The organism is Mesorhizobium sp. ISC15, from assembly GCF_037162615.1.
GTDB classification, from domain to species: domain Bacteria; phylum Pseudomonadota; class Alphaproteobacteria; order Rhizobiales; family Rhizobiaceae; genus Mesorhizobium; species Mesorhizobium mediterraneum.
Genome location: NZ_JAVSPX010000001.1, coordinates 4,834,795 through 4,848,096, shown reverse-complemented (window position 1 = coordinate 4,848,096; position 13,302 = coordinate 4,834,795). Strand labels below are relative to the sequence as shown.

The window sequence follows — 13,302 nt, the reverse complement described above, 5'->3', positions numbered from 1 at the left end:
CAAGCCATCGAGCAGACGTCGGACTTAGTTCGCAGTGCGCGCGGCGCGGGCTGCTTTCTTGCTGCCCTTGACCCAGGCCCGCCCGGCGGACTTCACTTTTTGTCTCGGGCAGCGCCGCTTTGCTCAATGTCGTGCTGCGTTTCGGTAGGCGCGCCGGCGCCCGAGAAATCGCACAAGCAAGTTCCGTCTGCTCTTACGCTGGACAAGATCGACGTCGCTGACAAGCTTTGCGCCGCCCTCGCGCCGCTCCAATGTGATCTTGCGGCTATGGAAGGCTTCCAACTCGGCGCGATGCGCTACGCTTATGATGGTGACCTTCGGCAATTCGTGAATGATCATCTCCATCATCTTGTCCTGACTCTTTTCATCGAGTGCTGACGTTGCTTCATCCAGCACGATGATATCGGGGCTGTGCAGCAGAAGACGTGCGAAGGCGAGCCGCTGCTTTTCGCCACCCGACAAGGTTTGGTCCCATGGCGCGTCGTCCTCGATCTTGTCGTTCAGATAATCGAGTCCGACCTTGTTGAGGGCAGCCTTGATCTTACCCAGCGTCCAGCGATCGGCGGCGCCTGGATAGGCGACTGCGCGGCGAAGCGTCCCGGTAGGTACGTAAGGCCTTTGCGGCAGCATGAACAGCCGTCTGTCGGCGCGGATGTTGACGCTGCCGCCACCCCACGGCCACAGACCTGCGATGGCCCGCACCAACGTACTCTTGCCTGAGCCGGATTCGCCGGAAACGAGCACCCGCTCGCCTGGTTCGATCACGACCCTAGTTTCCTTGACCACGGCGGTGCCGTCGTCGAGCGACACGGACAGATTGTTCAGGCTGAGCATCGCATCGCCTGCAGTTTCGCCGCGCTTTATGCGTCCCAGTGTGTTGCTCTGTTCCGCGCGCTCGAGTCCGTCGAGTGACATCATCAGTGAGGCGATGCGCCGTGCGCAGGCGTTCCAATCGGCGAGACGGGGGTAGTTGTCGACCAGCCATCCGAACGCGCCCTGCACGATGGCAAAGGCAGAGGCAGCCTGCATTACCTGTCCAAGTGTCATGCTGCCTTCGAGAAACTTTGGAGCGCAAAGCAAAACGGGCACGACAGGCGCAAACAAACTTGCCCCCTGCGACACCAGCGCTGTGCGCATGTGCTGGCCTGTAAGAAGCGCCCATTGCTTGAGCACATGGGCGAACGTCTTGTCGATGCCGCTACGCTCCTCCTCCTCGCCACCGAGCAATGCTATACTCTCGCCGTTTTCCCGCACCCGCGTCAGCGTGTAGCGGAATTCGGCTTCCGCCTGATTTTTTTCCTCGGAGAGGCGGACGAAGTGGCGGCCAATGACCGCCATCGAGGTGGATGTGATCGCGGCATAGGTTACCGCGGTGATGACGAGAAAGCCGGGAATGGTCACGGTCGAACCTGCGATCGTCAGGGTCAAGGCCCCACCGATCGTCCAGAGCACCACGATGAAGGTCGAGGCCGACAGAAACGCGTTGATGACGCCGGCGATGAAATCGACCGGAGATTCGGTGGCAATCCGCAAATCCTCGGTGATGCGGGCTTCGGGGTTCTGGTGATCGCCGCCGACGAGGTTCAACTGAAAGTAGCGGCCGCTTGCAAGCCAACGCGCGATGACCGCGGTGGCGAGCCAGGAACGCCAGCGGCGCTGAATCGTCATGCGAAGGAAGACTTGCGCAACGACAAGGCTGCCGCTTCCGAGCACGAGCGGCACGAAAACGGCGCTCAGGATATAAACGGTGCGGGCATTGCGTTGCTCAAGGGCGTCGAAAATTGCGCGGTTCCAGACATTGATCCCATACTGGAAGCCGACATTGATGATGATCAGGACCAAGAGCCCGATCGTGAACGGCCATGCGAGCCTATCGCCTCCGCGGCCCCAATAACCGCGCGCGCTGATCCAGAAACGCCTCAGCAAGTATCTCTTGCGTGCCTGCTCGGCCTCCTCAGGAGTGAGCTCTGGATCGGGTTCGATGAAGTCCGGCGGCGGGGCCGCGCCGGCGACCTCAGACGCGACTTCGACAGTCGATTGCTTCTCCTGGCGCGACTTCTCGGCATCGCGCGATTTGGAGATCGATTTCGGCTTGAATTTAGCCTCGGACATACCGGCGATAACGGCTTAAAAATGAGAAGGTTTCATGATGTTCGATCCAATGAGCTTCAGGAGCTAGGTCATCTCAGATCGTGCTCACGGCGGCGGGGGGATTCGATCGCGAGGCCATGGAACGAACATGACGAGCGACCGGAACCCTCGCGCTCCACCTGTGGGTCGACGTAGCTCAGGATCGCCGCCACCAGGCCGACGATCATCTGGAGGCGCGCCGGGGCGATCGTGTCACTGTCCTTGAAGAATGCGAAACGCAAAAACCGCGCTCCCTCGGGAACGCGGCTTTGCCAGATACGCATGGCGCTTCGCTAACGGAACACTTGCGAAACGTACGGGCTCCGGTACGCGAGACCTGATCCGGAGCGCCGGGCGGATGCGATATGCCGCCTCGCATTCCGTTTTACAGGCACATCGTTACCGGGGGGTTATCGAGAGTTTAAGCAAATCTAAATTTGCGGTGTTTCTTTTGCCGGGAAATCAAAAAGCCCTGTCGAGTTCGAGGCTTACTCCGGGGTGCCGCGCAAAAAGTTTATGATGCCGGAAAAATCGGCGCCGGCATGCCCCTGGGCGTTGAACAGCGCGTAAAGCTGGGCGGCCTCGGCGCCCAGCGGCGTCACCGCGCCGACGCTTTGCGCGGCTTCCTGTGACAATTTCAGGTCCTTCAGCATCAATGCTGCGGCAAACCCAGGCCTGTAGCCATTGTTGGCCGGCGATGTCGGCACCGGACCAGGCACCGGGCAGTAGGTGGTCAGCGACCAGCATTGGCCGGAGGAGGTCGAGGCGACGTCGAACAGCGCCTGATGCGACAGACCGAGCTTTTCCGCCAGAACGAAGGCTTCGGCGACGCCGATCATCGAAATGCCTAACATCATGTTGTTGCAGATCTTTGCCGCCTGTCCGGCGCCGTCATCGCCGCAATGGACGATACGGCCGGCCATTGGCTTGAGGACGGGCTCGGCTTTGGCGAAGGCGTCCTTCGAGCCACCGGCCATGAAGGTCAGCGTGCCGGCGGTGGCGCCGCCGGTGCCGCCGGAAACCGGCGCGTCGATCGACAGAAGCTCATGTCTTGCGGCGATCGCGTGGGCCTTTCGCGCCGATTCGACGTCGATGGTCGAGGAATCGATGAGCAGCGCGCCTTTTTTCGCCTTGGGCGCGATGTCTTCGTAGACCGACAGGACGTGCTTGCCGGCCGGCAGCATGGTGATGACCACATCGGCGCCCTTCACCGCGGCAATGGCATTGGCCATGACGACGACGCCATGATCCCTGGCGATGACGAGGTTTTCCGGCATCAGATCGAAGCCGTGCACGGTATGTCCTGCCTTGACGAGGTTGGCGGCCATCGGATTGCCCATGTTGCCGAGGCCGATAAAGGCGATGGTGGTCATCGTTTTTCTCCCGGTTTTGCCAGAGCGGGATGTTCAGGATTGAAGAGATATCCCGCTCTATCTGTTTGTTTAGCCGCATTTCTGCGACGCCAAGTGATTCCACTTGGCTGCAAAATGCTCAGCGGCCGATCAGGGCGCGCGCGATGATGACGCGCATGATTTCGTTGGTGCCTTCGAGGATCTGGTGGACACGCAGGTCGCGGACCAGTTTCTCGATGCCATAATCGTGCAAATAGCCATAACCGCCATGCAGTTGCAGGGCGTCATTGGCGACGTTGAAGCCGATGTCGGTGACGAAGCGCTTGGCCATCGCCGACCATTTCGAGGCATCGGGCGCGTTGCGGTCGAGCTTCGAGGCGGCGGCGTAGAGAAAGATGCGCGCTGCTTGCAGCTCGGTCTCCATGTCGGCGAGCTTGAATTGCAGCGCCTGGAACTGGTTGATCTTGGATCCGAAGGCCTTGCGCTCGGCGGTGTAGGCCAGCGCCTTGTCGAGCGCCGATTGGGCGCCGCCCAGCGAACAGGCGGCGATGTTGAGCCGGCCGCCGTCGAGCCCGGCCATGGCAATGCCGAAGCCGGCGCCTTCGACTGACAGCAGGTTTTGCGCAGGCACCTTGCAGTCCTCGAAGATGACCTGGCGGGTCGACTGCATGTGCCAGCCCATCTTGTGCTCGTTGGCGCCGAAGGACAGGCCGGGCGCATCCTTCGGCACGACGAAGGTGGAAATGCCCTTCGGCCCGTCGGCGCCGGTGCGCGCCATGACGATGTAGATGTCGCTGTCGCCGGCGCCCGAGATGAACTGCTTGACGCCGTTCAGCACATAGTCGCCGCCCTTCACCGCGCGCGTCTTCAGCGCCGCGGCATCCGACCCCGAGCCCGGCTCGGTCAGGCAATAGCTGGCCAGCCATTCCATCGAGGTCAGCTTCGGCAGGAAGCGCTGGCGCTGCTCGTTGCTGCCGAAGCGGTCGATCATCGACGCCACCATGTTGTGGATCGAGATGAAGGACGAAAATGCCGGATCGGCGCGCGAGAGCGCCTCGAAGATCAGCACGGCGTCGAGCCGGCCGAGGGCCGAGCCGCCGACATCGTCGCTGATATAGATGCCGCCAAGGCCGAGCGGGCCCGTCTCGCGGATCACATCTGCCGGAAAATGCTTGTTGCGGTCCCAGTCGAGCGCATTCGGCGCGACCCGGTCGGCGGCGAAGGCCTCGGCCATCTCCTGGATGGCGCGCTGGTCCTCGTTGAGCTCGAACTGGCTGGTGCTCGCATCGACAGCGGCGTCCATAGCGTGCTCCCTGATGTTTCCGGCCTGCTGGCCTGTCGTTTTTGGCTTTGCGCGCCGCTCAATCTAGACCAATGATGCCGCCGCGCAAGCCGACCATCTGTGAAGCGGGTGTGCGCTAATGCGTGTCTGGAGCAAGGCGTGACGACAAATTTCGATGAGCTGCTCAAACGTTTCCATGCCTATCTCGAGACGTTCGATAATGCGCTGGTGCGCGATGCCGTGGCTCGGATCGGCTGGGCCATGCCGGCGCGTCCGCTCGAGCCGCATCCGCTCGCTTGCCTGCGCCAGCTCGACCGAATCGTCGAGCTCGCTGCAGCGAACGCCCAGCCATTGGTGCGGCTGGTCGCCGAGCGTCGCGGGGAGCTGCACTGGGGGCAGACCTACGGCGAGGCGGATTTCGGCAAGACGTTCATCGACAATTACGGGTGGCTGGAAGTATTCGGCACGCGCGGCCATTTCGTCAACGACGAGGTTGCGGCCGGCCTGCTGATCCTCGGGCCTGATATCGTCTACCCCGACCATCATCACGTCGCCGAGGAGATCTACATTCCGCTGACCGGCGGCGCCGAATGGCGCATGGGCGGAGGCGAATTTCGCAGGCGCGAGGCGGGTGAGGTGATCCACCATGCCTCCGACGTCAGCCACGCCATGCGCACCGGCAAGGAGCCGCTGCTGGCGCTCTACATCTGGCGCGGCGGGCCGCTGGCGGCCAAGTCGACGATCACCGGAACGACGACGTGGGGCAGGGACTGATGGCCAAGGCGATCATGCTGCAGGGCACGGGCTCCGATGTCGGCAAGACGGTGCTGGTCGCGGGCCTCTGCCGCGCAGCGAAAAAACGTGGGCTGAAAGTGCGGCCGTTCAAGCCGCAGAACATGTCGAACAACGCAGCCGTCGCCGACATTCCGGGTGCCGGCGGCGGCGAGATCGGCCGCGCCCAATGGCTGCAGGCGATCGCCTGTGGCGCGGCGCCCTCCGTCCACATGAACCCGGTGCTGCTCAAGCCGCAGACCGATACCGGTGCGCAAGTGGTGGTGCAGGGCAAGGTGTTCGGCGAGGCGCGGGCGCGCGACTACCAGGCGCTGAAGGGCCAACTGATGGATGCGGTGCTGGACTCCTGGGCGAAGGTCGGCGAAGGCGCCGATCTCGTCATCGTCGAGGGCGCCGGCTCGCCGGCCGAGATCAATCTCAGGAGCCGCGACATTGCCAATATGGGCTTTGCCACGCGCGCCAACGTGCCGGTGATCCTCGTCGGCGACATCGACCGCGGCGGCGTCATCGCCTCGATCGCCGGCACCCATCTGATCCTGCCGGAAGAGGACCGGCGCATGATCGTCGGCTACCTCATCAACAAGTTCCGCGGCGATGTCTCGCTGTTCGATGACGGCATCAAGGCGATCGAGAGGTTCACCGGCTGGCACTGTTTTGGCGTCGTGCCGTGGCTGAAGGCGGCGGCGCGGTTGCCCTCGGAGGATTCGGTTGTGCTTGAGCGCCTCGCGTCCGGCGAGAAGCGCGCGCTGAAGGTCGCCGTGCCGATGCTTTCGCGTATCGCCAATTTCGACGATCTCGACCCGCTCAAGGCCGAACGCGAAGTCGAGGTGGTCTTCGTGCCGCCCGGCCAGCGCTTGCCGGAGGACTCTGGGCTGGTGGTCATTCCCGGCTCGAAGTCGACGATCGGCGATCTCCTGAGATTTCGCGAGAATGGCTGGGACCGTGATCTTGCCGCCCATCGCAAGCGCGGCGGGCATGTGGTCGGCATCTGCGGCGGCTTTCAGATGCTCGGCCGTATCGTGCGCGACCCCGACGGCATCGAGGGCAGCGTTACCGAGACCGAAGGGCTTGGCCTGCTCGACGTCGAAACGGTGATGGAGCCGGAAAAGACGGTGCGCAATGTCAGCGCGCGCTCGGTGCAATTCGACCTGCCGCTCGAAGGCTACGAGATCCATCTCGGCCGCACCACCGGTCCGGACACGCTGCGTCCATCCGCGGTGATCAACGGCGTTGACGACGGCGCCATCTCGGCCGACGGCAAGGTGTCAGGCACCTATCTGCACGGGCTGTTTTCCGCCGACGCTTTTCGGGCGAAATTCCTGGAAAACCTCGGCGTCAAAGGCGGCGGCATCGACTATCGCGCCGAGGTAGAACGGGCATTGGACGAGGTCGCAGCCGAGCTGGAGATCCACCTCGACTGCGACGCGATTTTTGGCCTCGCCCGTTAGCTGGCGGGCTCGGCGGCCTTCGGCCAGTAGGTGCCGAAGGACCAGACATTGCCCTCCGGATCGCGGCAGATGAACTCGCGGCTGCCATAGTCGCGGTCAGTCAGCTCTTCCAGTATTTCGGCGCCGGCCTTCTTGGCTTTGGCATAGGCGGCATCGGCATCGTCGACGGCAACATAGATCGATCTGCCGCCACCTGGCCCCGGTGCGCCGATTATCTGGCCGAACTTGTCGTCGCGTGCAGTGCCCAGCATGATCATCGAGGAGCCTAAAGTCAGTTCGGCGTGTTGGACGATATCGCCTTCGCCGTAGCGGGCATGAACGACAAAGCCGAAGGCCTCGCCCAGCCAATCGATCATCTTCGCGGCATTGCGGTAGCGCAAGGTGGGATAGAGTCTGGGCGGTTCGACGGACATGGTCATGGCGATTTCCTTCAGTTGGGTTGGTGATAACCCAGTCTGGGCGAAGCCTGTTGCGGCGTCTTGAAGAAATGTTACCTGAGTGTCCTGCAAAGGACCTGGGTGGTTTATGCCTGGGCGGCAAGCGTCGTCGGCGTTTCGCCGGCAAGATCGCGGAATTCGCGAACCAGATGCGCCTGGTCTGCATAGCCGCAATCGGCGGCGATATCGGCCCAATCGGATTGGTCCTGCCTTGAGAGCCCGAGCGCCCGGTTGAAGCGGACGATGCGCGACAGCGTCTTGGGGCCGACGCCGATCGCGTTGGAAAACTTTCCTGCGAGATGCTTGCGGCTCCAGCCTATCCTGTCGGCGAGCGACGACACGCGAATGCGGCCGCCCGAGACGATGATCCGTTCATAGGCCCAGGCGATTTCGGACTGCGTTTCCCGCGCCTCAGTCAGTCGCGCGGCGACGAACGCCTCGACGATGGCAAAGCGTGCGCTCCAGTCGTGCGCATTGCCAAGTCTTTCGCGCAGCGCGATGCCTTCGAGGCCAAGCACATCGTCGAGGCCGACCATGCGGTCGGTCAGTTCGCTCATCGGAAGGCCGAAGAAGCGGCGGGCGCCGAGCGGTGTGAAATTGACCTGTACACAGCAGGCGCCGCCGAAGGACTCGATCACCACCGGACCGGCAAAAAGGCCGGCGGCGAAACTGGCGAAGCGATCATTGTCGCCGGGGTTCTTGCCGAGCCCGATGGCGAAGGGTTCGGCAAAGCTGATAACCAGTGGGACGGTCAGCGACGCATATTCGACGTTGCGGAAATGGCCGGGCATTGTTTCGCGGTAGCCGCAGATGTCGGTGACCGCGCACCGGAGCCGAGGGCCGGGCGCGCGCCGCACCATCTCGAACCGGTCGAGGCCGGGATTTTCATGGCGGCTGCCGTCTTCGCTCTCGGCGGGCATGAGCTTTCCTTCCGCCCATGGAGTCTAACAGACCATCCCTCAAAATCAAAAGCGCCCGGCTTGTGGCCGGGCGCTCCGAGTTGCCTGAGATCTGAGTGCTTAAGCGCCGCGCATCAAGCAGCCACCGGCAAGCACGATATAAGCGATGAGGGCAATCCAAACCGCGGGTATGGGAATGAACGCAAGGACGCCAAAAGCGGCAAGAAGGCCGAGAATGGCGATAACAAGGGATATGATGAAAATAAGCTGCGTAGGCGCACTGAGATTCATGTGTGGCTCCTCCAACATGATTCGTACAACCGCATACTATCAGGCGCGCCGTCACACACCAATCAGCGTGCGCAGCGGGTTCGCCGGGTCAGCCAGCAGCTTGACGGGGAGTGGCCAGAAGGATGCGGCGCTTTCGATCACGAGGGCAATCCCTGGAGACGGATGATAGTTTCCAAATTGTGACGGAGACCACCAATTGTCGATCTTGGCGCCGCCCCTCATCGCCCTGCCGGGCAGGAGAAGGGGCTGGCCGCAGCTTCGGCGCCCTTCCTGCGACGCTGGTGATTGGCGAAACCGGTGACGAGAGCGCCCCTCTCCCCGTCGCTATACGGGGAGAGGATGCCGGCAGGCAGGTGAAGGGCAGCGCCAATGCCCGGAAAAGGATGAGGAGGCGAATTAAAAACCTGAAGCGATTGCCCCGTTCGAACCCAGCCGACCCGTTTGCGCAAGGCCGATTCCGCGCTACCTATGCCAAGCGCGCCGCGACGCGCTTGGCTCTTTTGTTTTATGCATGTCGTTATCTCAAAACCGCTGCGCACTTTTGAGCGACATGCATTTGACGAATCGGAAAGGGACGCTGATGGCATTCGCTTTACTGGACCAGATACGCTTGATCTTCGACGGCGACCCCGGCGTGCGCAAGGTTGCGGACGATCCTGTGCTGTCGGCGGAACTGCTCATGCTGTTTCGTATGATTCTCGCCGACGGCTCGGTCAGCGAGAGCGAAATGGTCGCGCTCAGGCGCATCTGCCGGGAAGCCTTCGGCATTCCGGAAGCCAGCATCGACAGCGTCATCGAATATCTCAACGAGTTCGGCTACGAGACCAACAGCTCGCAAGCCATCGCGCAGTTCCGTGACCTCGACGTCGAGCGGCGCAAGCTGCTTGCCCGCCACATGGCCGAGATCGCCAAGGCCGATTCACAACTTGCCGGGAACGAGATGAAGCTCTTGCGCCGCACGCTCGACCTGCTCGACATCAGCCCTGCCGATGCGGTGAAGCCGCAAACGCAAGCCTGAAGCGGCCCGCCGCTCACCCTTGTTCCTGTAACCGGCGCGCTATTGCCCGGTGCAGGTCCGGAGCGGCAGCGACCAGCGCCTTGGCGGCTTCGGACTGCGGATGGTCGAGAACCTCGCTCGTCCTGCCGCGCTCGACGATCTTGCCGTCGTGCATGACCATCACCGCGTCGGTGATGGCGCGGGCGACGGTCAGATCGTGAGTGATGAAGACGTAGGCGATGCCGAGCTTCTGGTTGAGCTCGGCGAACAGGTCGAGAACCTGGGCGCGGATAGAGACATCGAGGGCCGAGACCGGCTCGTCGGCGACGACCAGTTTGGGACGGGTGATGATAGCGCGGGCGATCGACAGGCGTTGGCGCTGGCCGCCTGAAAATTCGTGGGGATATTTGTCCATGTCGCGTGGGCTGAGGCCGACCTCGTGCAAGGCCTTTGCCACCATCTCGCGCCGCTCGGCATTCGTCGGCTTCTTCTCCAGGACGTGCAGTGGCTCGGCGACCAGCTTTTCGACCTTCAGGCGCGGGTCGAAAGAGCCGTAAGGGTCCTGGAACACCACCTGCATGTCGCGGCGCGCCGGCTTGAGCTCAGCCTCGCTCTTGCCGGTGATGACCTGCCCCCGAAACCGGATCGTTCCCGATGTCGGCCCGTCCAGCGCCAGGACCATGCGGGCAAGCGTGGACTTGCCGCAGCCCGAACGTCCGACCAGAGCCACTGACTGGCCGGGATCAATCGAGAACGAGACATCGTCGACGGCGCGGATCGGGGCCGCCCGCTTCAGCAGCGATTTTCGACGTCCCGGATAGTCCCGCGTCACGCTGTCTACCTGAAGCAGGGGTTTGGCACCCTGGAGCAGGGGGTTGTCCGGGCCGACCTCATGTGTCCTGGCGCGCGCCGGGACATGCATAGAGGCCTGCGCCAGTTGTCGCGTATAGGGATGGAGCTGCTCCGACAAAGTGCGCGCCGTGTCGCCGGCCTCCATCACTTCGCCATGGCGCAGGATGGTGATGCGATCCGCCATCTCGGTCACCACCGCAAGGTCGTGCGAGATCAAGAGCAGGCCCATGCGGTTTTCCGCGACCAGGTCGCGCAACAGGTCGAGGATCTGCGCCTGCAGCACGACGTCGAGCGCCGTCGTCGGCTCGTCGGCGATCAGCAGCTTGGGTTTCAGCGCGCAGGCAATGGCGATGACGACGCGCTGGCGCTGGCCGCCGGAAAGCTCGTGCGGATAGCGTGACAAAGGAAACTGCGCCGCTGGCAGGCCGACCCGGTCGAGCATTTTTCGCGCGTGGTCCTCGGCGTCGGCTCGGCTTGCCCTGGTGTGCCAGCGGATGCCTTCGGCGACTTGCTCGCCAATGGTCTTGACCGGATTCAGTGCCGTCATCGGCTCCTGGAAAACCATGCCGATATCGTCGCCGCGCAGCGCGCACATCTGATCTTCGCTGGCCGCAAGGATGTCGATGCCGTCGAAGATGACACGCCCCGTGGCGCGCGCCGCCCAGGGCAGAAGCTGCATCACCGTCAGCGCCGTTATCGACTTGCCCGAGCCGGATTCGCCGACCAGCCCCATCACCTCGCCGGGCGCGACGGAGAGCTCGACATCCCTCAGGATCGGTGTGTTGCCGATGCTCAGCGACAGTTTCTCGATTTCGAGCAAGCTCATCGCTGCCGCCGCGATTTGGGATCGAGGATGTCGGCAATACCGTCGCCGAGCAGGTTCAGGCCAAGCACGGTGACGACGATCGCCATGCCTGGAAAGATCGCCATCCACGGCGCCGCCACCATGCGGGTCTGCGCATCGAACAGCATCCGCCCCCAACTCGGCATTGGCGGCTGTGTGCCCAGCCCGACATAGGAAAGCCCGGCTTCGGCCAGGATGCCGAGCGCGAACTGGATGGTGCCTTGAACCAGGAGCAATGTGACGATGTTGGGCAGCACATGCTCCAGCGTGATCAGCGTTCTGCCCTTGCCGGCGGCGCGCGCGGCGAGGATGAATTCGCGCGGCCAGATCGCCAGCGCACCAGCCCGGGCGACGCGGGCAAAGACCGGGATGTTGAAGATGCCGATGGCGATGATGGCGTTGAGCGCGCCCGGCCCGAAAATGGCGGTGATCATGATCGCCGAGAGCAGGGCAGGGAAGGCGAAGACGAGATCGTTCAGCCGCATCACCGCTTCGTCGACGATGCCGCCGCGCGCCGCGGCAAAGGCGCCGAGCGGCACGCCGATGCCCATGCCAATGCCGACCGCCACCAACGCCACGGCTATCGAATTGCGCGCGCCGACCATAATCATGGAAAGAATGTCGCGGCCGAAATGGTCGGTGCCGAACCAGTGCGCCGGCGAGGGTGCCTGGGTCTTGTCGGCGATGATCAGCCTGGTGACGTCAAAAGGCGTCCAGAAAAACGAGACGATGGCAATCACTGCCACCAGTGCGGTGATGACGAAGCCGGCGAGAAACGAGCGGTTGGTGAAGGCCTTGGCCAGGATGTCGGCAAAATTTTCTTCCGGGATGTCGAAGCGCAGCGTCATTGGCGGCTTCTCAGGCGCGGATCGACGACCGCATAGGAGAGATCGACAAGCAGGTTGACGGCGATGACGGCGGCGACCAGCAGCATGACGACGCTTTCAACGACGATCAGGTCGCGCTGGGTGATCGCCTGGAACACCAGCCGGCCAAGGCCCGGCAGGTAAAAGACGTTCTCGATGATGATGGTGCCGGCGAGCAGAAAGGCGAATTGCAGGCCGAGAATGGTCAGCACCGGGATCATGGCGTTGCGCAGCGCGTGCCGCCAAAGCACCGCGCGATAGGGCAGGCCCTTGGCGCGGGCGGTGCGGATATAGTCCTCGTTCAGCACTTCGATCAGCGCCGAGCGGGTGACGCGGGCGAGGATCGCCGCTTGCGGCAGGGCGAGCGCGATCGCCGGCAGGAACAGCGATTTCAGTGCTGGCCAGACGCCCGCGCTCCACCCCGGAAAGCCACCCGCCGGCACCAGCCGCAGCCAGACGGCAAACAGGTAGATCAGCATCAGCGCAAACCAGAAGTTCGGCACGGCGACGCCAAGCTGGGCGGCACCCATCGCAATCGTGTCCCCGGCCCGTCCGTGCCGGCCGGCGGAAAACAGCCCGACCGGAATGGCAATGATAGTGGACAGCGCCAGCGCGATCAGCGCCAGCGGCAGGGAGACAACGACGCGCTCGCGGACCAGATCGATGACCGGCACCGAATAGGTGTAGGAACGGCCGAAATCGAGGCTCAGCAAGCCACCGGCCCAGTGCAGATAGCGCGAGGCAAGGGGCGCGTTGAGACCCATCTGGTTGCGCAGCAAATCGACTTGGTCGGCGCTGGCGTTCATGCCAAGCATCAGCCGCGCCGGGTCGCCGGGAATGATCTCCAGCACGGCGAAGACCACCATGGAGGCCAGAACCAGCGTGATGAGGGCGATGGCAAGACGCTTGAGGAGATAGGCGGTCATGGGGGCGGAACGGAAGCGATCGAGCGGTCGGGCTGTCGCGCCGGACCCCCCTCTGTCCTGCCGGACATCTCCCCCTCAAGGGGGGAGATTGGCAGTTTCCATGCCGGCGCTGGCCTTGCAACGCTGATGGTTAGCGAAAGCCGCGATGAGGGCTCGATCTCCCCCCTTGAGGGGGAGATGTCCGGC

Annotated in this window: 12 protein-coding genes and 1 pseudogene; 3 read left to right on the top strand and 10 right to left on the bottom strand. The window is 63.2% G+C overall.

What is annotated here, in order from left to right; all coding sequences use genetic code 11:
- Nucleotides 1–103: 103 nt before the first annotated feature.
- The 4 genes and pseudogenes from RPG13_RS23315 to RPG13_RS23300 form a co-directional block, all read right to left on the bottom strand.
- Nucleotides 104–2,112, bottom strand: a pseudogene (locus RPG13_RS23315) (ABC transporter ATP-binding protein/permease); the annotation flags it as partial.
- A gap of 68 nt (nt 2,113–2,180) precedes the next feature.
- Nucleotides 2,181–2,414 carry a hypothetical protein gene (locus RPG13_RS23310; protein ID WP_095486680.1) on the bottom strand — a complete coding sequence of 78 codons (234 nt, stop codon included), beginning with the start codon at nt 2,412–2,414 and terminating at the stop codon, nt 2,181–2,183.
- 204 nt (nt 2,415–2,618) lie between these two features.
- A complete protein-coding gene (gene mmsB, locus RPG13_RS23305) occupies nt 2,619–3,503 on the bottom strand; it encodes a 3-hydroxyisobutyrate dehydrogenase (RefSeq protein ID WP_095486679.1) in 885 nt (294 codons plus the stop codon).
- Between the two features lie 118 nt (nt 3,504–3,621).
- On the bottom strand, nt 3,622–4,785 hold the full coding sequence (locus RPG13_RS23300; protein ID WP_127204676.1) for an isobutyryl-CoA dehydrogenase: 1,164 nt from the start codon (nt 4,783–4,785) through the stop codon (nt 3,622–3,624).
- Between the two features lie 138 nt (nt 4,786–4,923).
- Here RPG13_RS23300 and RPG13_RS23295 point away from each other — a divergent pair, with 138 nt between their 5' ends.
- Nucleotides 4,924–5,538: a dimethylsulfonioproprionate lyase family protein gene (locus tag RPG13_RS23295; RefSeq protein WP_127204675.1), complete on the top strand. Its 615-nt coding sequence runs from the start codon at nt 4,924–4,926 to the stop codon at nt 5,536–5,538.
- Nucleotides 5,538–7,004 (top strand): cobyric acid synthase, encoded by a 1,467-nt coding sequence (locus RPG13_RS23290; RefSeq protein ID WP_095486676.1) that lies wholly within the window; start codon nt 5,538–5,540, stop codon nt 7,002–7,004. Before RPG13_RS23295 ends, RPG13_RS23290 begins: the two co-directional genes overlap by 1 nt.
- Here RPG13_RS23290 and RPG13_RS23285 read toward each other — a convergent pair.
- From RPG13_RS23285 to RPG13_RS23275, 3 genes are all read right to left on the bottom strand, one after another.
- Nucleotides 7,001–7,423 (bottom strand): VOC family protein, encoded by a 423-nt coding sequence (locus RPG13_RS23285; protein ID WP_095486675.1) that lies wholly within the window; start codon nt 7,421–7,423, stop codon nt 7,001–7,003. The two genes, RPG13_RS23290 and RPG13_RS23285, sit on opposite strands and share 4 nt — an antisense overlap.
- A 104-nt stretch (nt 7,424–7,527) precedes the next feature.
- A complete protein-coding gene (locus RPG13_RS23280) occupies nt 7,528–8,361 on the bottom strand; it encodes a helix-turn-helix domain-containing protein (RefSeq protein ID WP_095486674.1) in 834 nt (277 codons plus the stop codon).
- Nucleotides 8,362–8,460: 99 nt separating this feature from the next.
- The gene (locus RPG13_RS23275) at nt 8,461–8,631 is read right to left on the bottom strand and encodes a hypothetical protein (RefSeq protein WP_095486751.1); all 171 of its coding nucleotides are present in this window, start codon (nt 8,629–8,631) and stop codon (nt 8,461–8,463) included.
- 580 nt (nt 8,632–9,211) lie between these two features.
- Here RPG13_RS23275 and RPG13_RS23270 point away from each other — a divergent pair.
- Nucleotides 9,212–9,649 (top strand): TerB family tellurite resistance protein, encoded by a 438-nt coding sequence (locus RPG13_RS23270; RefSeq protein WP_095486750.1) that lies wholly within the window; start codon nt 9,212–9,214, stop codon nt 9,647–9,649.
- A gap of 13 nt (nt 9,650–9,662) precedes the next feature.
- Here RPG13_RS23270 and RPG13_RS23265 read toward each other — a convergent pair whose 3' ends face one another.
- From RPG13_RS23265 to RPG13_RS23255, 3 genes are read right to left on the bottom strand one after another with little or no spacing between them, the layout of a single operon-like run.
- Entirely contained in the window at nt 9,663–11,306 is a 1,644-nt protein-coding gene (locus RPG13_RS23265) for an ABC transporter ATP-binding protein (protein ID WP_337126092.1), read from the bottom strand.
- A complete protein-coding gene (locus RPG13_RS23260) occupies nt 11,303–12,172 on the bottom strand; it encodes an ABC transporter permease (RefSeq protein ID WP_292222851.1) in 870 nt (289 codons plus the stop codon). The genes RPG13_RS23265 and RPG13_RS23260 overlap by 4 nt, the downstream gene beginning before the upstream one ends.
- Nucleotides 12,169–13,116 carry an ABC transporter permease gene (locus RPG13_RS23255; RefSeq protein WP_095486671.1) on the bottom strand — a complete coding sequence of 316 codons (948 nt, stop codon included), beginning with the start codon at nt 13,114–13,116 and terminating at the stop codon, nt 12,169–12,171. Before RPG13_RS23255 ends, RPG13_RS23260 begins: the two co-directional genes overlap by 4 nt.
- Nucleotides 13,117–13,302 lie beyond the last annotated feature (186 nt).